General features: G+C 71.9%; 14 protein-coding genes. 11 read left to right on the top strand and 3 right to left on the bottom strand.

Going from position 1 to position 19,525, the window contains the following annotated elements; genetic code table 11:
- The first annotated feature begins 54 nt into the window (after nucleotides 1-54).
- The 11 genes from ACFYYR_RS24250 to ACFYYR_RS24200 all read left to right on the top strand — a co-directional run bounded on the left by ACFYYR_RS24250 (nucleotide 55) and on the right by ACFYYR_RS24200 (nucleotide 13,136).
- Nucleotides 55-1,275, top strand: a complete 1,221-nt coding sequence (locus tag ACFYYR_RS24250) for a hypothetical protein (RefSeq protein ID WP_388857252.1) — start codon at nucleotides 55-57, stop codon at nucleotides 1,273-1,275.
- A gap of 697 nt (nucleotides 1,276-1,972) precedes the next feature.
- Complete coding sequence (gene hemA, locus ACFYYR_RS24245) at nucleotides 1,973-3,193, top strand: 5-aminolevulinate synthase (protein WP_388857249.1); 1,221 nt, start codon at nucleotides 1,973-1,975, stop codon at nucleotides 3,191-3,193.
- A gap of 37 nt (nucleotides 3,194-3,230) precedes the next feature.
- The gene (locus ACFYYR_RS24240; RefSeq protein WP_388857246.1) at nucleotides 3,231-4,166 is read left to right on the top strand and encodes a TauD/TfdA dioxygenase family protein; all 936 of its coding nucleotides are present in this window, start codon (nucleotides 3,231-3,233) and stop codon (nucleotides 4,164-4,166) included.
- Nucleotides 4,154-5,113, top strand: a complete 960-nt coding sequence (locus ACFYYR_RS24235; protein ID WP_388857243.1) for a 3-oxoacyl-ACP synthase III family protein — start codon at nucleotides 4,154-4,156, stop codon at nucleotides 5,111-5,113. The genes ACFYYR_RS24240 and ACFYYR_RS24235 overlap by 13 nt, the downstream gene beginning before the upstream one ends.
- Nucleotides 5,110-6,318 carry an acetyl-CoA carboxylase biotin carboxylase subunit family protein gene (locus ACFYYR_RS24230; protein ID WP_388857240.1) on the top strand — a complete coding sequence of 403 codons (1,209 nt, stop codon included), beginning with the start codon at nucleotides 5,110-5,112 and terminating at the stop codon, nucleotides 6,316-6,318. The genes ACFYYR_RS24235 and ACFYYR_RS24230 overlap by 4 nt, the downstream gene beginning before the upstream one ends.
- A complete protein-coding gene (locus tag ACFYYR_RS24225) occupies nucleotides 6,315-8,237 on the top strand; it encodes a phenylacetate--CoA ligase family protein (protein ID WP_388857237.1) in 1,923 nt (640 codons plus the stop codon). The genes ACFYYR_RS24230 and ACFYYR_RS24225 overlap by 4 nt, the downstream gene beginning before the upstream one ends.
- A gap of 100 nt (nucleotides 8,238-8,337) precedes the next feature.
- Nucleotides 8,338-9,336, top strand: a complete 999-nt coding sequence (locus tag ACFYYR_RS24220; RefSeq protein WP_388857234.1) for an NADP-dependent oxidoreductase — start codon at nucleotides 8,338-8,340, stop codon at nucleotides 9,334-9,336.
- Nucleotides 9,333-10,592, top strand: a complete 1,260-nt coding sequence (locus ACFYYR_RS24215; RefSeq protein WP_388857231.1) for an MFS transporter — start codon at nucleotides 9,333-9,335, stop codon at nucleotides 10,590-10,592. The genes ACFYYR_RS24220 and ACFYYR_RS24215 overlap by 4 nt, the downstream gene beginning before the upstream one ends.
- A 48-nt stretch (nucleotides 10,593-10,640) precedes the next feature.
- Complete coding sequence (locus ACFYYR_RS24210; protein ID WP_388857228.1) at nucleotides 10,641-11,915, top strand: PLP-dependent aminotransferase family protein; 1,275 nt, start codon at nucleotides 10,641-10,643, stop codon at nucleotides 11,913-11,915.
- A 280-nt stretch (nucleotides 11,916-12,195) separates the two neighbouring features.
- Nucleotides 12,196-12,846 carry a hypothetical protein gene (locus ACFYYR_RS24205; protein WP_388857225.1) on the top strand — a complete coding sequence of 217 codons (651 nt, stop codon included), beginning with the start codon at nucleotides 12,196-12,198 and terminating at the stop codon, nucleotides 12,844-12,846.
- Between the two features lie 98 nt (nucleotides 12,847-12,944).
- Nucleotides 12,945-13,136, top strand: coding sequence for a hypothetical protein (locus tag ACFYYR_RS24200; protein ID WP_388857222.1), 192 nt, complete (start codon nucleotides 12,945-12,947; stop codon nucleotides 13,134-13,136).
- A gap of 39 nt (nucleotides 13,137-13,175) precedes the next feature.
- Here ACFYYR_RS24200 and ACFYYR_RS24195 read toward each other — a convergent pair whose 3' ends face one another.
- The 3 genes from ACFYYR_RS24195 to ACFYYR_RS24185 form a co-directional block, all read right to left on the bottom strand.
- Entirely contained in the window at nucleotides 13,176-16,232 is a 3,057-nt protein-coding gene (locus ACFYYR_RS24195) for a BTAD domain-containing putative transcriptional regulator (RefSeq protein ID WP_388857219.1), read from the bottom strand.
- 189 nt (nucleotides 16,233-16,421) lie between these two features.
- The gene (locus ACFYYR_RS24190) at nucleotides 16,422-17,681 is read right to left on the bottom strand and encodes an SLC13 family permease (protein WP_388857603.1); all 1,260 of its coding nucleotides are present in this window, start codon (nucleotides 17,679-17,681) and stop codon (nucleotides 16,422-16,424) included.
- A gap of 294 nt (nucleotides 17,682-17,975) precedes the next feature.
- The gene (locus tag ACFYYR_RS24185) at nucleotides 17,976-19,511 is read right to left on the bottom strand and encodes an ATP-dependent DNA ligase (protein ID WP_388857216.1); all 1,536 of its coding nucleotides are present in this window, start codon (nucleotides 19,509-19,511) and stop codon (nucleotides 17,976-17,978) included.
- Nucleotides 19,512-19,525 lie beyond the last annotated feature (14 nt).

Genomic DNA, 19,525 nt, shown 5'->3' with positions numbered 1-19,525 from the left:
AGGTCTGCCCAACCCCTTTCTCCGAAGCCCTTGAATTCGAAGGAACTCCTCTCCATGCGCAAGAACTTCCGTCGTTCCATCGTCGTCGCCGCTGCCGCCACCGGCATCTGGGCGCTGGGCAGCGCCGCCGCCTCCGCGGCCGAGCTGCCGGAGGTGCCGAACACCGGCTCCGTGACCGACACCGTCAAGGAGACCGCGACCGGCGCGACCGGCTCGGTGCAGGACAAGCTGTCGGCCGGTGACGTGGCCGGCACCGCGAAGGACACGGTCGACGGTGTGGCCGGCAAGGCCACCGGCACCCTCGGCGGCGGGCTGCCGTCCACCGACGGCCTCGACGACGTGACCGGCACCGTCTCCGGCGCCAAGGAGACCGCGGAGCGGCAGCTCGGCAAGGCCGACGCCAAGAAGGCCGTGAAGAAGGCCGCCAAGAAGGCCAAGAAGGCCGCGAAGTCCGCTCAGGGCAAGCTCTCCACCGGTGACGTGGCCGGCCGGCTGCCGAACGTCGCCGTTCCGGCCGTTCCGGCCGCCCCGGGCTTCCCGGCCGGTCTGCCGAGCGGCCTGCCCGGTGGCATCCCGGCGCACCTGCCGGCCGAGCTGCCCGCCGTTCCGGCCGAGCTGCCGGCCGTTCCGGCTGAGCTGCCCGCCGTTCCGGCTGTGCCCGGCGTCCCGGCCGTGCCCGGCGCCGAGGACCTGACCGCCGTTCCGGCCGCCGCCGGTGTCCGTCCGGAGCAGGCGAGCGACCTGGCCCAGGGCGCCGTCGCCACCGTCCGTCCGACCGTGGACCAGGCCGCTGCCGATGTGCTGCCGCCCGTCGGCCGCCGGCTGGTCGTCAAGGTGCTGCCGGTGGCCCAGGAGGCCGTGGGCGGCGTGGGCGTGCTCGCCGGTGACGCCACCGGTCAGGCCGTTCCGTTCGTGCAGGGTGTCGCCGGTGATGTGACGCCGCTCGCGCAGGGTGTGGCCGGCGACGCGTCCGGCTTCGCCACCGGTGTCGCGGCCGACGCGACCCCGTTCGCGCAGGGTGTCGCCGGTGACGTGGCCCCGTTCGCCCAGGGTGTGGCCGCTGACGCGCAGCCGTTCGCGCAGAACCTCGCCGGCACCGCCACCACCGACGCCCGGGGCGTCGCGGGCCGTGCCGCCACCGGTGTCCAGGGCCTGGCCCCGAAGGCCGCCGTTCCGGCCGACCTGACGAACGCCGCCAACATCCCGGCCCTGCCGTCCTTCGGCGCCGTCCCGGCCGTTCCGGCCGCGCCCGCCGTCGCCGGCCTGGCCGGCTGAATTCCCGCAGTGTGACCACCGCACGGCCGGCCCTCGTTGGGGCGAAGGCCCGCCGGCGGTGAACCCCGCGCCCGCGCGACGTCGCGGCGGCGCCGTACGGCGGGCGCAGGGGTGGGGCCGGCGGGCCCCGCGCCGGGCAACCGGCAGTGATGCAAGAGCTTTTCGGGCGGACTCCGTTGGGGCGGAGGCCGCCCGAACGGCTTTTCCGGGCCCGGGCGCGGGCCTTCGCAGGTGCGCGGACCCGTGTCCGGAGCGCAGATCGGCCCTTCGCGGGTGCGCGCCCGGTGTCCGGAGCGCTCGTCGGGCGCGGACCCGGGGCCCGTCCCCCGCGCGACGCGGCCGATCCCGGGTGTGTGCCGGAGTCCGGGGACCCAGCGAGAATCCGGGGACGTAGCGAGAACGCGGGGACCCAGCGAGAGTCGGAGACCCAGCGAGAACCCGGGGGCCCGCGGGGTGGCGCCCTACCCCGAGGGGCCGGGGCGGGTGCCGTCGGGTGAGCGAGCAGGCCCCTGCCGCAGCTGCCATCTGTGCGCGTTCCACGGTGTGGAGCCGCCCGCGGACCTGGCGTTGGCGGGGGTCGCTTTCCCGCACCCCGGAAGGTGTCCTGCGGGGACGGGAAGGAGCCGGGACCGGATCGGGAACGGCGGAGCCGATGGTGGTTCCCGACCGAATGACCTGACCCCGAGAGGGCAGCACAGTGATATCCACCCTTGCTCCGCCCCGTGCCCCGGATGTGTACGCCGCCCTCCGGACCGACCTCGACCGGCTCAAGGAGGAAGGCCTCTACCGTGAATTCGTCGCCTGCTCCTACCTCGCTGAGGACCGGGGGCACGCGCTGCATCACGGACGCCGCATCCAGGTGTGGTGCACCAACGACTACCTGGGCATGAGCCAGCACAGCGACGTGATGCAGGCCCAGATCGCTTCCACCCTGCGGCACGGCACCGGCAACGGCGGGTCCCGCAACATCGCGGGCACCAGCGAGGCCCATGTGGAGCTGGAGACACTGCTCGCCGTCTGGCACGCCAAGGAACGGGCGCTGGTTTTCACCAGCGGCTACGTCGCCAACGTGGAGACGCTGAGCACTCTGCTGCGGGCCGAGCCGGAGACGATGGTCTTCTCGGACGCGCTCAACCACCGGTCCCTGATCGAGGGCGTTCGGACGTCCGGCAACGCCAAGCACATCTTCGCTCACAACAACTTGGCGGATCTGGAGCTGGCGCTCGCCGAGCAGCCCCTGGAGCGACCGAAGCTGATCGTCTTCGAGTCGGTGTACTCGATGGACGGCGACATCGCGCCCATCCGCGAGATCTGTGATCTGGCCGAGCGCTACAACGCCCGCACCTACCTGGACGAGACCCATGCGATCGGGGTCTCCGGGCCCACCGGAGCCGGCATCTGCGAGGCGATCGGCGAGGACCGGGTCACGTTCGTGCAGGGCGTGTTCGGCAAGGCCGTGGGCACCACCGGCGGCTATGTGGCCGGTCCCGACGTCCCGCTGGACTATGTACGGTCCCACGCCCCCGGGTTCATCTTCACCACGACGATCCCGCGGGCCTCCCTGGACGCCACCCTGGCGAGCCTCTCCGTCATCCGGGGTGCCGAAGGGGCCCGGACGAGGGCGAGACTGCACGTCAACGCCGACCTGATGCGCCGCCGCCTCACCGATGCGGGCATCGGCCACGTCCCCGCGCCCACCCACCTCGTCCCGGTCCTGGTGCCGGGCGGCGAACGGGTCAAGCGCATCTCCCGCCGGCTGCTCGACGAATTCTCCATCTATGTGCAGCCCATCAACTTCCCGTCGGTGCCGAAAGGCGGCGAGCGCTTCCGGGTGACCGTCGCGCCCTTCCGCACGGAGCAGCAGATCGACCGGTTCGTCGAGGCGCTCGCGCAGTGCCTGGCCGACGACCCCAGTTGAACGACGTCCCGTCATCACACAAGGAGACGACAGAACCATGACCACGACCATGCCCGAGACCATGACCGAGACCATGACCGAGACCGAGGCCATGACCGAGACCGGGACCGACACCGGGATCCGGATCAGTCACCTCACGCCCTTCATCGGCGCCGAGATGACGGGTGTGACCTACGAGGATCTCCAGGACTCCGTGCTCTGGAACAGGGTGACCACGCTCCTGCACGAACGGGAGCTGGTCGTCATCCGCTGCCTGGACATCACCCCGGAGCAGCAGATCGAGCTGGCGAGCCGCATCGGCCGGCCCAAGCCCTTCCTGATGACGAAGTACCGCCACCCGGAGCACGAGGAGATCATGATCTCCTCCAACGCCAAGAAGAACGACCAGGCGATCGGCGTCGCCCGGGTCGGCAACTTCTGGCACCAGGACTCCTCCTACCAGCAGACGCCGCCGCCCTACACGATGCTGCACGGCATCGACGTCCCGGGCACGAGCGGCCACACGCTCTACGCCAACGCGGCCGACGTCTACGACCGCCTGCCCGAGGAGTGGAAGGCGAAGATCGAGGGGCGCACCGCGGTGCACACCGTCTCCAAGCGCCAGCGCATCTCCGCCGACCATGCCGGCCTGTCCATTGCGGAGTTCAAGGCGCTGGTGGAGGAGCAGTACCCGCCCGTCCGGCACCCGTTGGTCAAGACGGACCCCACCACCGGGCGCCGGTACGTGTACGGCGCGCCGGAGTACATGGAACGCGTAGTCGGTTTCGACGCGAACGAGAACGAGGAGTTCTTCGCGCTGCTGGACCGGCTGATCCAGGACCCCGAGCGGGTCTACGAGCACCACTGGAGCCCGCGGGACCTGGTGGTCTGGAAGTGCGAGCTCACCTACCACGCGGCCACCGCGGTGGAGCCCGGCGTCGACCGCACCGTGCACCGCGTGAGCATCGATGCGAGGGAACCGTGGGCGGCATAGTCGACTTCGACGTGTGCTTTCCGTCGGCGACGGCTGACATCCGGGACATGCATCAGGTCTCGGGTGTGCCCGTCGGGGACATCGCGGCCATCACCCACACCGAGTCGTTCCCGGTCCTCGCGGACGGCGAGACGGCGTCGGGGCTGGCTCTGAAGGCAGCCTCCCTGCTCCTGGAGCGGCTGGGAACCGACCGCTCGGCCATCCGCGAGGTGATCTATACGGGCTCCGGCCAGTGGGACACCCCGTTCTGGTCTCCGGCCGCCAAGGTCGCCGACGAACTGGGCATCAGGAACGCGCACTGCTACGAGATCTCGAACTTCTGCAATGCCGGCCTGACCGCGATCCGGCTGGCGACCGGTTCCACCGGGACCACGCCGGGCGGGTACACGCTGGTTCTCCTCGGTGACCGGCTGAGCAGGATGGTGGACTACAGTGACCCGGATTCCAAGGCGCTCTTCAATTTCGGTGATGCGGGCGCGGCGGTGCTGCTGGCAGATCACGATCCTGCTTTCCGGGTCCTCCACTCGGCGATGCGCACCGATCCCGGCTGGTCCGACTACTACCAGGGCGAATGGCGCGACGGCCGGGTCGTCATCCGGCGGGGCGCGCACAGGCGAGGTCTCGCCCGTGCCTACGTGGAGAATTTCACGCGTCTTGTCCACGAGTCGTTGACTGCGACGGGACGGGACATCGACGACATCGCCTGGTTCCTGATCAATCAGGGAGACAAGGGGATGCACGAGCGCCTGCTGAAAAGCCTCGGCATCTCCGCGGAACGCAGCGTTTTCAACTACGGAAGGCTCGGCCACATGGGCGGAGCCGACACCCTGATCGCCCTGAACGACCTCATGGAGGAGAAGAAACTCCGCGAGGGGGATCTGGTCCTGCTGGCCACCAGCGCCATGGGATTCAGCTGGGGCATCACAGCCTTGGAGTACTCCGGATGAAGATTCTCGTGATCCACCAGGTGCCCTACCGCAAGATCTCCTACCACCTGGGCATCGACCACGAACGGCACGACGTGACGTACATCGGCCGGCCTGCATCGCTGCGGCAGATCCCCGGCGATCTGCGCTGTTCGCGGATCCCGCTGAGCGAGGACGACGACCTGGTGGCCGGTGTGACGGCCCGGGTGCAGCCGTCCGACGGCTACCAGAAGGTGCTGTCGCTCTCCGAGTTCGGGATCCTGGAGGCGGTGCACATCCGCCGTCACCTGGGGTTGCCCGGTCCGTCGGCGGGCCGGATCGAACTCGTCCGGGACAAGGTCCGCATGAAGGAGACGCTGGCGGGGTCGGGGATCCGCTTCCCCCGCTTCGTGGGCGCGCCCCCCGCCTGCGGGCCGCTGCCGTGGAGTGGGAAGACCGTGCTCAAGCCCCGCTCGGGGGCCTCCAGCGAGGGCGTCATGGTGCTGGAGACCGCGCGCGAAGCGCTCTCCGCCTACCGCAAGCTGCCCGATCCGGAGAACTACCAGCTCGAGGAGCACATCGAGGGCGACATCCTGCACATCGACGGGCTGATGCAGGACGGCAGGTTCCTGGAACTGGCCGCCAGCCGGTATGTCAACAAGCCGGTGGAGTTCGCCGGCGGCCTGCCGCTCGGCTCGTACCAGATCCCCCTGACCGAGGCGCATCGTGATCTCGCGCGGGAGGTCTCTCTCGCTCTCGGCATCGAAGAGGGCTGCGTCCACCTGGAGGCGTTCCACACGGCCGACGACGAACTGGTCTTCCTGGAGGTCGCCAACCGGGTCGGCGGGGCCGGGGTGGTCACCGCCCACGAGCGGCGCTACGGCGTCCACCTGCCGTCCCACGAGATCGCCGTACGGCTGGGCCTGGAACGTCCGCCGTCGACCGAGCGCAGCGGCCGCTACCACGGCTGGCTGGCCTTCCCCGGCCACCACCTCCCGGCCGGAACCGCTGAGGTCACGCTCCCCGCCGGTCTGGCCGAGCACCCCTGCGTGGACCAGCTGTACGTCCTGCCCCCTGACCGGCCGCTGCCCGGACACATCACCTACCAGGAATGGGAGTGCCCCGTGTTCATCGAGGCCTCGCACCGCGACGCCGAGGAACTCGGCCGGTTCCTGCGTGCCTGTGCGGACGCCATCAGCGTGGTCTCCGGGAACCGTGTGCCCGCCGAACTGGGGGGCGCCGCATGATCCGCCACTATCCGACCGACCTTCTGCTGGCCGTGGAGCACGTTCAGCAGGCCCTGGCCACCGACACGGCGTCCCCGGTGGCCCGGGTCCTGAAGGAGGCCGACCTCCTCGAACTCGGCTGCCTGCTGGATGCCGACGCACTGGCCCAGGCCCTCGACGAGGCACTCGGCGGTCTGAGCCAGTTCCCCTGGCGCCCGCTCACCGACACCGACGACGTCTGGGAGCAGACGCCGGTGGGCCGCGTGGTCCTCGACGACACCAGGGCCGGGAACACGCTCCGGGGGCTCCTGCTCTCCTGGGCGCTGGGCAACGCGGTCGTCGTCCGCACCGCCCGCCCCGCACTGTGGCGCGCCGTGTTCGAGGTGCTGCGCGAGCCGGGGTTCCCGCTGCCCGCAGCCGAGGCAGCGGCGCCCGGGGCGGACGTGAACGGAATCGTGGTTGCGGTTCCCGACCTGGTGCTGCTCTCCGGTGACCCCATGACCGGCTCCGGGGAGTTGTTCGCGGGGGCCGAGCGTCCGGGAGTCCCCTCGGTCCGGATCCGGATCACGCCCGGGGACGACGGCCCGCAGGCGCCTGTCGCGGACATCGACTGCCGCTCGCCCTGGTTCCGCCGGCTGTTCACCTCCGTCTATCTGGCCGGTACCTCGCTGGAGGCGGCACGCCGCGCCGACCCCGACCGGGCCTCGCGGATGGACGCCCGGGTCCGTTACCTCGTCGGGATGGCCCGCCGGACGCCCTACTACCGGGACCTGCCCCGCGTCGACGGCGTCGCCGACCTGGCCCGGTTGCCCGTCCTGGAGAAGGCATCGCTGGAGGCCGAGTCGCTGCCCCGCGGACGGGCCATGTCCAGCGGCGGCCGGCCCAGCGGCGAGGTGCTGCGCAGCGGTGCTTCCAGCGGGGAGCCGCGGTACATCGTGTACTCGCGAACCGACTGGGAGAACATGGTCCGCGAAGCGATCCCCCTCCTGAGGGCCCTGGGCATCCACAACGGGGACCGCGTTCTCAACGCGCTCGTCGGCGGCGGCCTGTACGGCGGCCTGATGACGACCGCCAGCGAGCTGACCCGGATGCCCGTGGAGGCGTTCTCCGCCGGCCAGCAGGTCACCGCGGACATGATGCTGATGCTGGTCCGCGACTTCTCGGTGAACGTCCTGCTGGGCCAGCCCGCCGTGGTCCTGCCCCTGCTCCGGGAGGCCCGGCGGAGGGACCCCGGCCTGCGGCTCGAGAAGGTCGTCTACGGCGGCACCCCGATGACCGAGTCCGACAAGCAATGGCTGCGCGAGGAGCTCGGCACGCAGTCCATCACGAGCATCCTGGCGGCCAACGACGGCGCACAGATCGGATACCAGTGCGCGCGGCTCGGCGGCACGCTGCACCATGTCAACGACGACTACAACCTCGTCGAGGTGGTCGACGAGGACGGCGCCCCCCTGCCGGACGGGGAAACCGGACACCTGCTGATCACCGCGATGCAGAAGTTCGAGGGACCGCTGATCCGTTACCGCATCGGCGACATGGGCAGGGTGACCGAACGCGACTGTCCCTGCGGGGTGTCCGGGCGGGTGCTGGAGTACCTCGGACGCAGCGACGGGCTGCTGAAGTTCAAGTCGGCGACCGTGCACTACGGCCAGATCCTCGCCGCACTGGAGACATTCCAGGTGTCCCAGCTCCAGGCGGAGCTGACCACTCGGAGCGGCACCGAAACCCTGGTGCTCCGCACCGAGTCGCGCGACGAGCTGGACCCGGGCGTCCTGCGCGCCTTCCTCGCCGACGCCTTCCCGCCCCTGAGCGGCGAGCACCTCTACGACGACGGACTGCGGCTGTTCGAGCTCGAGGTCGAGTGCCACCCCGAGGGGGCGCTGGAGCGCAATCCGGTCAGCGGCAAGATCCGGACCGTGATCGACCGTCGGCTGAACTGACCGTCTCGGCGACACGGCTTGCGCCGTCTTCCCTCCTTCCTCCCCTTCCTGTCCTGATCTCCCTCCTGCCTTTCCCCTCTGCACCCTCCCGGAGCCTGAAATGTCACAGACAGCACGGTTCGTTCAGCAGGTGAGCCGCCCCTGCGGGCGCCCGACCGGCGCCGAGTTCGTCTTCGTCGAGGAGCCGTTGCCGGTCCCGCGGCCGGGCACCGCGCTGGTCGAGAACGTCCTGCTCTCCGTCGACCCGTACATGCGGGAGAACATGGACGGCGGGTGGGACCTGTCGACCCCGCTGGAAGGCCGGTCCATCGGCCGGGTGACCGACTCCCGGACACCCGACCTGGCCGAGGGCGACCTGGTCTTCCACCGCCAGGGCTGGCGCACCCACGCCGTGGTGCGTCCGGAGGACGTACGTGTCCTGCCGCAGACCCCCGACGTACCGCCCGAGACCTACCTGGGCATCCTCGGCGGCACCGGCCTCACCGCCCATGTCGCCCTCACCCGTGTCGCCCGGCTCCAACCCGGCGAGACCGTCTACATCTCCGCCGCTGCGGGGGGCGTGGGCAGCGCGGCCGGGCAACTGGCACGACTGATGGGAGCCGGACGGGTGGTCGGCAGCGCCGGCTCCCCGGCCAAGGTCCGCTCTCTCACCGAGGAGTTGGGTTTCGACGCCGCGTTCGACCACCGCGACGGGCGGCTCAGCGAGCAGTTGGCGAAGGCGGCACCCGATGGCATCGACGTATGCATCGACAACGTGGGCGGGGAGCATCTGGAAGCCGCGATCGGCGCGATGCGCGAGTACGGGCGCATCGCCTGGTGCGGCGCGATCGCCCAATACGACGCGACCGAGCCGCCTGCCGCACCACGCAACCTGTTCGACCTGGTCGAGAAGAGCATCCGCTTGGAGGGCTTCCTGGTCCGCAACCACCGTGACGCACAGGACGAGTTGGAGCGACTGCTGCTGCCGGCACTCGCTTCCGGAGCGGTCACGGACCGGCACACGGTCACCGAGGGATTCGACCGGATCGTCGACGCCTTTCTGGGGATGCTCGGCGGCGGCAACACCGGCAAGGCGACGGTCCGGCTGGTGACGGCATGATCTGGCGGGACACCACGGCACGCACCATGATCGGTTCGATGCTCGTGTCGAGCATCGGCATGGGCCTGTACACGCTGGCGCTCGGGCAGACGCTGTTCCAGCACACCGGGGACGCCCAGGCGTTCGCCATGATCTTCGCGCTGCAGGGGCTGGGGGCGGTGGCGGTGCTCCCCTTCTCCGGGCCGCTGGTGGACGCCTTCGACTCCAAGGCCGTCTACGTACTCTGCAGTCTCCTGCGGGCCGTGACCGTGAGCGTCATCGTGTTGGCCCTCTTCACGGGCCACGGAGGCATGGTGACCGTCGTGGGGACGGCTGCCGTGTTCCTGGCGGTCTTCGACAACGTGCAACGCACTGCGTTCTTCAAGTTCACCGCGCACCACATCGCCGGGGACCGCGCGGTGGCCTTCAACAGTCTGATCGGCATCGCGATCCAGGCCGGCAGCCTGATCGGCATGGCGGTGCTCGGCCTCGTCCTGATGATCGGCACAGCCACCCAGGCGCTGCTGGTCGACGTGGCGGTCTCGCTGGTGGCCGCTCTGGTGGTCTCGCGGCTGCGAGCGCCGCGCCAGGAGTCGGCGGGGCGGCTGCGGAACAGCACCCTTCGGTCGGCGCTGCCCGACCTGCTCCGGGACTGGGCCGGGCTGTTCAGCAGGCACCGCCACGAGGTCGTGGTCTTCGGGATGGTCCTGATGTGCGCGGGTGACTTCGTCTACTCGTACAGCCTCTCCACCCTGGTGGTCCCCCTCGTCGACGCCTGGCACGGCGGGCAGCCGTGGGCGGTGTCGGCCCTGGAGGGCACCCTGGGCGCGGGGATGATCGTGGCGACCTTTTTCACCCGCCACACGGTGCGCCTGGTGCTGCTGCCGGTCTGGGTCTCGCTGCAGGCGGTGATCGCGGCGGGGCTTGCCTTCACCACCGCCCCGACCCTGCACTACGTCGGGTTCTTCCTGGCCGGGTTCGCCAACCTGAACGGCATCACCCTGCTTCTGACGCTCCTGCAGCAGCACGCCGGCCCACTGGACAAGGCAAAGATGGCGTCGCTGCGACTGCTGGCGATCGGCCTCGGGACCGCCGCCCTGATGCCGGTGCTGGGGCTGGCGACCCGGCAGTCGCTCGCCGCCGCCTTCCTCACCGTCGCCGCGTTGCTGGTGCCGTTCGCGGCCTGCGGCGTCTGGGCCGCGCTCCGCTTCCGCCCCCGGGCAGCCGACGGGGCGAAGAACGAGGCCGAGCCGCGGCCGGAGCCCGTACCTGCCTGAGTCTCCGTCCCTTCCGCCCTCTCCCTCCCCAAGCCTTCAGGAGACACGATGATCTCGTTACAGCCGATCCCGCCCCTGGACACGGTTCCGGCCCCGCCACTGCGCTTCGCCGACCGGACACACCGGATGGTGCCCTCCGAGACGAGAGCGCTCTTCTCCATGGCCGCGCGGGAGAACGTCGTCTCCCTCGCGGGAGGGATGCCCAGCCCCGAAGCCCTGCCTGCCGAGGAGCTCCGCGCGGTCCTCCAGGAGGTACTCGCCGCAGAGGGGCCGCAGGCCCTGCAGTACGGATCCGCGCAGGGCGACCCGGTGCTGCGTGAGCAGATCTGCGACGTCATGGCGGCCGAGGGGATCGAGGCTTCACCGGACGAGGTCCTGGTCACGGTGGGATCGCAGCAGGCGCTGGACCTGGTGACGCGCGTCTTCGTGAACCCGGGGGACAGCGTGGTGACGGAGGGCCCCACCTACGTCACTGCTCTCAGCACCTTCGCGGCCCACCAGGCCCGGGTCGTCGAGGTCGCCATGGACCAGGGCGGAGTGGTCCCCCAGGCACTGGCCGATGCCTTCGCCCTGCTCGCCGCCGAGGGGCGCCCTGCCAAGTTCTTCTACACGGTGCCGACCTTCCAGAACCCCACCGGCCGAGTGCTCGGCACGGACCGCAGGAGAGAGGTGCTGGACATCTGCCGGCGGGCCGGTGTCCTCGTCGTCGAGGACAACCCGTACGGGCTGCTGCACTTCGGGGAGCGGCCGCACCGGGCACTGTGCGCCGACGCCCCCGAGGGCGTGATCCACCTGGGCTCGTTCTCCAAGACCCTCGCCCCCGGCCTGCGGGTCGGCTGGGCCCGGGCTCCGCGCGCCGTCACCGACAAGCTGGTCCTCGCCACGGAGAGCGCGATGCTCTCCCACTCGGGGCTGGCCCAGCGGGCGGTGAGCAGGTTCCTGGGCACCAGATCCTGGCACGGGCACCTCGCCACCGCCAGAAGCCTGTACCGCGATCGCCGCGACGCCATGCTCGACGAGCTGGCCGCTGTCATGCCGGACGGTGTGTCCTGGACGATTCCCGCCGGGGGATTCTTCGTCTGGCTGACCCTGCCGGCCGGACTCGACGCGCGGATGATGATGCCTCACGCGATCGAGGGCGGCGTGGCCTACGTGCCGGGCACCGGGTTCCACACCAGGGGCGGCGAGCGGCACCTGCGACTCTCCTACTCCTACCCCTCCGCCGGCCAGGTCCGGGAGGGAGTGCGACGGCTGTCCGACGTGATCCGGGCCGAGTGGGCCCACGGCGACGCGAGCCGACTGCAGGAAGCGGTGGGTCGATGAGCAGCCGTCGCGCCGCGGTCGACCATCCGTCCGTCACGGTCCGCGAAGCCCGAGACGCCGCCGAGCTGTTCGGTGAGGACGGCTACCAGCCCCGCCCCAGCCGATCGGCCTGCCCCGAAGGCTTCTCCCGGGGCGTCGACGAGGCGCCCCGAGCCACGGTCCTCCGCGGCGCCACACCTCCCGGAGCCGGCCCCGCGACGGCGCCCGGCCTTCAGTTCCCGCGCGCCGGCTCCGACGAGTCCGTGCCCTGCGCCCGGGCCGGACGACGAATGCGACGGTCATGATGCTCAAGCCCTGCCGAGTCCTGCTGCTGACCCACGACGCCGAACTGCTCCGTGCCGTCTCGGATGCCGGGCTCGAGGCCTGGACGCTCCGCCGCACCGGAGCGGACGGCCCGTCCCGGCAACACGGCCCGGTGCCGCCGGAACGGACCTTGACCACTGAGGACCCGGCCCGGACGCTGCGGGACCTGGCCTCGGGCGTCCGCGCCCACCACGGCATCGACTTCGTCATCGGCGGCGACGACGCCCATCCTGCCGTGCTCGACGTCCTGCGGACACTCGTCCCCGGCGGACGGACGGGGGTACGGCCGCCGGACAGGGCCGAGCTGCGGCGGCTCCTCGACGAGGGGCCGGCGCCGTGCCCCGCTCCGGCCGACGACGGCGCGGCGCTGCTGTGCCACGTCGACACGGTGACCGTGGGCGGCATGCACCTCCTTCTGGACATCTCCTGGCCGAACTCCCCGACGGGGTTCGGGGAGTCGGAGCGGGCGGGCGTGCGAGAGGCAGTGCGCCGGGTGCTGGATCTGATCGGGCACGAATCCGGAGGAATGCGAACATGCGTGGCGCTCACCACCACGGGACCCCGTCCGGTGGACCTGTCGGGAACGCCGTTCCTGGTCGCCTCCCTCGCGCCGGGAACGACGCGGTAACAGCCCGGGAACGCCCCCGTGCACTGTGTGATGCGTCAAGAGCGGGCCGGAACCCCGGGCCGCCGATCACAGCCCCTACACCTTCACAGGAGCGAGACATGAGCAAGAACCCGAGTGGGAACCCGGTCCGGACCGCACGCGGCGTCGTCGGCCTGATCGCGGCGCTCATGGTGATGGGGCCGGCGCTCACTGCGGTCGCCGGTCACGACCTGCCCGAGCGCGGCACGGCCGGGACGACGGAGGTGCTCGCCACCAACGCCGGCCCCGCCACGCCCCCCGTCAGCTCCTGACCGCCGTCCGGTGCCCCGCGTCCGCAGCGGACCGTCGGCTCAGGCCGGGACGGTCCGTTCGCTGCGGACACCCATGAACGCATGGAGACGGGCCGCCTCGGCGCGGTACCCGTCGGCGGCCTCCCTGTCGCCCAGGGACTCCGCGACCCGGGCGAGACCGGTGAGGGCGGACGCCTCCTCCGAGCGGAAGCACATCTGTACGGCGACCCGGTGGGCGCGGCGGTGCAGATCCAGGGCTGCCTCGTGGTCCCCCAGCCCGGATCGCAGCTGCCCGATGATGTTCTCCACCTCGACCAGCCGTACCGGTGTCGCTCCGGTACGCGCCAGCTCCAGCGCGCGTACCGCAAAGCCCTCGGCCTGTGCGGTCCTTCCCCGCGCGTGCGCAACCCGGGCGGACAGCGCAAGCACCAATCCGACGTCCCCCGGAGCCGTCCGCAGCTCGCTCAGCTGCCGTGCCTGCGCCAGGTTCTCGTCCGCCTCCTCCAGCTCTCCGAGACCCACCTGAGCGAAGGCCAGATCCGTCAGCGACATGATCAGGTTCCCGTGGTAGCCGATGGACCGGCTGATCTCCAGGGCCCGGCGGGCGGTCACGGCTGCCTCGGCGTACCGGCCCCACTTCTCGTACAGCGTGCTCAGCGTGGACAGGCCCTCCGCCTCGGCCCGGCTGGCGCCCAGCTCCGCGGACCGGGCAACGGCTTCGCTCAGCAGCGTCAGCGCCTCCTCGTACCGGCCGAGCATGAAGGTGAGGAGCCCGATGATCGATTCGCTGTGGGCCTCGATGTGCCGGTCGCCGAGGGCCAGGGCGAGTTCCATGGCCTCCTGCGCGGCCTCCAGGCCGCTCTCGAACCGGCCCACCTTCCAGCATGCCGCCCCCACGTTCGAAAGGGTGACGCAGAGCAGCTGGGGATCGTTCAGCCCCCGGGCGGCGGCCAGAGCGGTCCGGCAGACGTTCCACAGGTCGTCGAACTGTCCGCGCGCGTTCAGGTGAAAACTGAGGTTGCGGGTGAGGCAGACGGTGTGGCGATGGAGGCCGTGCAGCTCAGCCAGGGAGACGGCCGCCAGCAGTCCACCGTGCTCGCGGTCGAACCAGGCCCGAGCCGCCTCGGCGTCCGGCCAGCCGGGCAGACTGCCCTCGTGGGCCGGTATGCCGGTGCGACGCTGCTCACGGCCGGGAAAGAGGATCCGGCAAGCGACGTCCGTCGCCGTGAGGTAGTAGCCGAGCAGCCGCTCCACCGCCGCCGAATCCTGCTCCGCCGTCGACGGGCCGCACAGGCTCCGGGCAAAACTGCGCACCAGATCGTGCAGGGTGTAGATGCCGACCCCCGGTTGCTGCACCAGCCGCATGTCCAGCAGGATCTCCAGGATCGACTCGGCGTCGTGGACGTCGGTGTCGAGGAGGGCGGCCGCCGAGTGGACGTCGATGCCGGTACTGGGGTGGAGTCCGAGGGTGCGGAAGGCCACGCGCTGCTGCGCGGTCAGCGCCATGTAGGACAGGTGCAGCGTCGCGGCGACGCTGCGCTGCGGGGAGCGCAGCTCGTCGAGCCTGCGGGTCTCGTCGCGGAGCCGCTCGGCGAGGTAACGCAGAGTCCACGGGGGACGGTTGCGCAGCCGGGCGGTGGCGATGCGCAGGGCAAGGGGCAGATGGCCGCACAACTCCGCCAGCTCGGCCGCCGACTCGGGTTCGGCCGCGACCCGGTCCGCGCCGAGGGTCGCCGCGAGCAGGGCGGCGCTTTCCCGAGACGTCATCAGGCCGACGGACACCCAGCTGACGCCGTCGAGATCCAGGAGCCGGGAACGACTGGTGATCAGTACCAGGCAGCCCGGGGAGGCGGTCAGCAAGGGGGCCACCTGTTCGGCGTGGGCGGCGTTGTCCAGAAGCAGCAGCAGCCGGCGGCCGGTGACGGTGGCCCGCCACAGGTTGGCTCTGGCCTCCGTATCGCTGGGGATGCGATCGTCGCTGACGCCGAGCGACCGCAGCAGGTAATCGATGGCCGCGCCGGGCGACACCGGGGGCTGCTCACCCGGCGTGAATCCTCGCAGGTCCACATAGAGCTGCCCGTCGGGGAACCGGTCGGCGAGACGGTGGGCGGCCCACACCGCGAGCGAGGTCTTTCCGGAACCGCCCATTCCGTCGACAGCCACAACCCGGGTGGACCGGTCGTCGGCGTCGTCGGCCGTGTCGACACAGCCCAGCAGCTCGGCCAGTTCCTTGTCGCGGCCGGTGAAGTCGGGGAGCAGCTGAGGCAGGGTGCAGACCCCGGACGGCGCGACGGGCGGTCTCTCCTCGACGCCCGCGGAAGGCTGGGGCGGTACCAGCCCGGGATCGTCGCGCAGGATGTCCTGGTGGAGCCTGGCCAGCGGAGGCCCGGGGTCGACGCCGAGCTGGTCGGCGAGGAGCTCGCGGACCCGGGCGTACTCGTTCAGTGCCTCGGCCTTCCGCCCGTTGCGGTACAGGGCGAGCATGAGGTGGCCGTGAAAGGTCTCGCGCAGCGGATGCGCGGAGACGAGGGCTCGGAGATCGGCCACGAGTTCACCGCTGAGGCCGAGCCCCAGACGCAGGTCGAAGAGCTCTTCCGTGGCCACCAGCCGGCGTTCCTCCAGCGCCGTGGCCGCCGACGCAATGACCGAGCCGCCTTGCCCTGACAGGGCCGACCCGTGCCACAGGGCGAGCGCGGCCTCCAATTCCGCGGCGGCTTCCGGCCGCCGCTCCTCGCGGAGAGCCCGGTCGGCGGCCCGGATCCGGTCGTTGAATTCCAGCAGGTCGAGCTGCGCGGCTGTCACGGTGACGCGGTAGCCGCTGCCCTCGGTGGAGATGATGCCGTCGCCGGGCATGCGGCGCCGCAAGTCGGAGACGGCCTTACGGACCTGGTGGGATGCGGTCGCCGGCGGATCGTGCTCCCAGGCGGCCTCGACGAGGCGGGGCATGGGCACGACCAGGCCGGGCTCCAGGAGCAGAACGGACAGCACCCGCTCCTGCACCGCGCCGCCCAACGAAATCCTTTCCCCGTCGGCGGAGGCCTCCAGCGGTCCGAGGATCCGGAAGCGCAGATCTCGCGCTTCGGACATCACTTCTGTTTCCGTGCCCTGTGTATGCATGCCTCGCCCCGTGTGTGGACCGAACAAACCCCCTCGACAGGGGCACTTCAAAGTAAATGCTATTCCCCGTTGATCGGCCGTGACCCTCCGTTCCCGGTATCCGTGCACTCCGGTCACACGCCTACTGCCAGGACAAAGCGCCGCACACGGCGCAGCGACCACAGGACCGGGCCCGGACAGCCTCCGCGCTCAGCCCGTGCCGAACGCCCGCAGCCCCGCCCACAGCGCGACGGTGGCGAGCGCCAGCCCCGCGGGGACGGTCAGCAGGCCGAGCAGGGTGAAGCGGCGCAGGTCGGACTCGGTGCCGTGGTCGCGCAGGATGCGGCGCCACAGCAGGGTCGCGAGGGAGCCCGCATAGGTGAGATTGGGGCCGACGTTGACCCCGATCAGCACGGCGAGCACCGGTCCCGGCCCGCCCGCCGCGGCGACGGGGAGCAGGGCGAGCACCGCGGGCAGGTTGTTGATCAGGTTGGCCAGGAGGGCCGCGACCGCGGCCACGCTCAGCAGCTCGGGGAGGGACGCGCCGTCCGGGAGCACCGCTTCGACGGCGTCGCCCAGGCCGTTGTCGACGACCGCCCGGACCACCACCCCGAGGGCGAGGACGAACAGGCAGAACAGCGGGTCGGCCTCGCCGAGCAGCCGGCGCACGGTGGTCCGCTTCCGCAGCAGCGCGGGCACCGCCAGCGCCAGGGCACCGGCGAGCGCCGCCCACGCCGGGTTCACCCCGGCGAACGACGTCACGACGAAGCCCGCCAGCGTGAGCCCCAGCACCGTCAGGGCGAACACCGGCACCGGCGGCCGGTCCGCCTCCCCCGGCGCCGCGGCGGGCACCGCCAGGTCGGCACGGAAGAACGGGCGGAAGACGGCGTACTCGACGGCGATCGCCGCCAGCCACGGCAGCGCCATCAGCGCGGCGAACCGGGTGAACGACAGCCCGCTGACCGTGAACGCCAGCAGATTGGTCAGGTTGGAGACCGGCAGCAGCAGCGACGCGCTGTTCGAGAGATGGACGGTGGCGTACAGGTGGGGGCGCGCGGGCGCCCCCGCCCGGACGGCGGTCGCGAACACCACCGGGGTGAGCAGCACCACCGTCGCGTCCAGACTGAGCACCGCCGTGACCAGCGAGGCGATCGCGAACACCCCGCCCAGCAGCCGGTGCGGGCGGCCCCGGCAGGCCCGCGCCACCGCGTCCCCGGCCGCGGTGAACAGGCCCTCGTCGGCGCAGAGGTGGGCGAGGACCAGCACCGCGGCGAGGAACCCGACCACCGGCAGCAGGCTGTGCACCTCCTCCCAGGCCTGGGACGGCGACACCGCGCCGAGCGCCACGACCAGCACCGCCGCGGGCACGGCGGCCAGCGCCTCGGGCCTGCTGCCGGGCCGCAGTACGGCGAACGTGAGGACCGCCAGCAGCAGCACGACGGATACGGCCTCGGCGGCGGCGGTGCTCAGGACGGCTCCCGGGGTGTCTCGCCCGGCCCCGGCAAGCGGGGCGAGTGGCGGCTCGGTGGGTGCCCACGGGGTGGCCGGGTGCGGTGCGGGTGCGTACGCGGGGGCGCGCAGGCAGGTGCCGTGAGCCGTCGCCGGGAGTGTGGTGGGCGCGGGTCATCAGGATCGCATCCCGGGCGGGGGGTTCCGCCGGCCGCGTCCGCGGCGGGGTGGTTGCGTCGGATGCGCCCACCGGGTCGTTCCGTCGGCCGCGCCCGCCGGGGTTCCGCCGGACCCCGGCCCCCGGATGCCCCGCCCTCAGCCCCGGTGGGCGAGCACCGTCTCCACCGTGTCGGCCTCCGCGGCCGTCTTGTCCTCGCGGTAGCGCAGCACCCGCGCGAAGCGCAGGGTCACGCCCTCCGGGTAGCGGGTGGACCGCTGGACCCCGTCGAAGGCGATCTCCACGACGAGCTCCGGCCGGACGGTCACCCCCCAGCCGTGGTCGCTCACCGCCAGCTCCCGGAGCCGTTCGGTCTGCCAGTCGAGCAGGGCGTCCGTCAGGCCCTTGAAGGTCTTCCCGAGCATGGCGAACGTGCCGTCCGGCCGCCGCGCGCCGAGGTGCAGATTGGACAGCTTGCCGGTACGGCGGCCGTGCCCCCACTCGGCGGCGAGCACCACCAGGTCGAGGGTGTGGACCGGCTTGACCTTCAGCCAGGAGGCGCCGCGCCGGCCCGCGCTGTAGGCGGAGTCCAGGGCCTTGACGACGACCCCCTCGTGGCCCCGGGCCAGGGTCTCGGCCGTGAACTCCTCCGCCCGGGCGCGGGTGGCCGCGTCCGCCGGGTCCTCCGCCACCAGGCGGCGCACCCGCAGGGGTTCGGGCACCACCCGGGCGAGCTCGGCGTGCCGCTCGGCCGCGGAACGGGCCAGCAGGTCGCGCCCGTCCACGGAGAGCAGGTCGAAGAAGACCGGCGAGAGCGGCAGCGAGGACTGCGCGCCGGGGACGTCCAGCCGGGAGCCGACGCGGCCCGCGGTCTCCTGGAAGGGGCGCGGCCGCCGCTCCGTGTCCAGCGCGATGACCTCGCCGTCGAGCACGACTCGGTCCGCCGCCAGCCGCCGTGCCGCGGCGACGACTTCGGGCAGCCGGCCGGTGATCTCGTCCAGGGTGCGGGTCCAGACGCGGACGCTGTCGCCGTCCCGGTGCACCTGGATCCGGATGCCGTCGAGCTTCTCCTCCACGGCGGACGGGCCGAGCCGGTCCAGGGCCTCGCCGACGTCCCTGGCGGTGCGGGCCAGCATCGGCTGGACGGGGCGGCCCACTTCGAGCCGGAAGGCGCCGAGCGCCTCCGGCCCGCGGTCGAGCAGGGCCGCGGCGACGGCGCCGAGCGATCCGCCGAGCATCACCGCGCGCCGTACGGCGTCCGGCGCCGCCCCGGACGCGGCCGCCAGGGCCTCGACGGCGAGGGCGTCGAGGGCGCCCTGCCGCAGCTCGCCGCTGATCAGTCCGGTGAGGAAGTGCTGTTCCTCCTCGGTGGCGGCGGCCAGCAGTTCACGCACCAGCCGGCGCCGCTCCGCCTGGGCGCCCTGGCCGGACACGGCGGCGATGCGGCCGAACGCCCGGTCGACGGCGGCCACCGGGAGGCCCGCCACCGCCGCGGGCGGCACCGGTTCGCGGAGCGTGCTCCAGCCGACGCCGATCCTGCGCTGCGGCAGCCGGCCGGCGAGATACGTGATCACCACCGGCACCTCGGCGGGCTCCGCCCGGCGGAACAGCCCGGCCAGCAGGGCGGCCTTCTCCGTCCGGGAGGCGGTGGCCGCCACCTCGCGCGAGGTCCGGGCGACATCGGCCAGCAGCATGCGCCCATCCTCCC

This window comes from Streptomyces sp. NPDC001922 (genome assembly GCF_042891165.1).
GTDB lineage: Bacteria > Actinomycetota > Actinomycetes > Streptomycetales > Streptomycetaceae > Streptomyces.
Note: the sequence above shows the minus strand (reverse complement) of the source record. Positions and strands in the feature narration are given on the sequence as shown.

Excerpts from the sequence above, each read along its gene's own strand:
- ACFYYR_RS24215 (WP_388857231.1), top strand. The coding sequence starts at position 9,333 with ATGATCTGGCGGGACACCACGGCACGCACCATGATCGGTTCGATGCTC.
- ACFYYR_RS24225 (WP_388857237.1), top strand. The coding sequence starts at position 6,315 with ATGATCCGCCACTATCCGACCGACCTTCTGCTGGCCGTGGAGCACGTT.
- ACFYYR_RS24200 (WP_388857222.1), top strand. The coding sequence starts at position 12,945 with ATGAGCAAGAACCCGAGTGGGAACCCGGTCCGGACCGCACGCGGCGTC.
- ACFYYR_RS24250 (WP_388857252.1), top strand. The coding sequence starts at position 55 with ATGCGCAAGAACTTCCGTCGTTCCATCGTCGTCGCCGCTGCCGCCACC.
- ACFYYR_RS24220 (WP_388857234.1), top strand. The coding sequence starts at position 8,338 with ATGTCACAGACAGCACGGTTCGTTCAGCAGGTGAGCCGCCCCTGCGGG.
- ACFYYR_RS24185 (WP_388857216.1), bottom strand. The coding sequence starts at position 19,511 with ATGCTGCTGGCCGATGTCGCCCGGACCTCGCGCGAGGTGGCGGCCACC.
- ACFYYR_RS24195 (WP_388857219.1), bottom strand. The coding sequence starts at position 16,232 with ATGCATACACAGGGCACGGAAACAGAAGTGATGTCCGAAGCGCGAGAT.
- ACFYYR_RS24205 (WP_388857225.1), top strand. The coding sequence starts at position 12,196 with ATGATGCTCAAGCCCTGCCGAGTCCTGCTGCTGACCCACGACGCCGAA.
- ACFYYR_RS24210 (WP_388857228.1), top strand. The coding sequence starts at position 10,641 with ATGATCTCGTTACAGCCGATCCCGCCCCTGGACACGGTTCCGGCCCCG.
- ACFYYR_RS24230 (WP_388857240.1), top strand. The coding sequence starts at position 5,110 with ATGAAGATTCTCGTGATCCACCAGGTGCCCTACCGCAAGATCTCCTAC.
- ACFYYR_RS24240 (WP_388857246.1), top strand. The coding sequence starts at position 3,231 with ATGACCACGACCATGCCCGAGACCATGACCGAGACCATGACCGAGACC.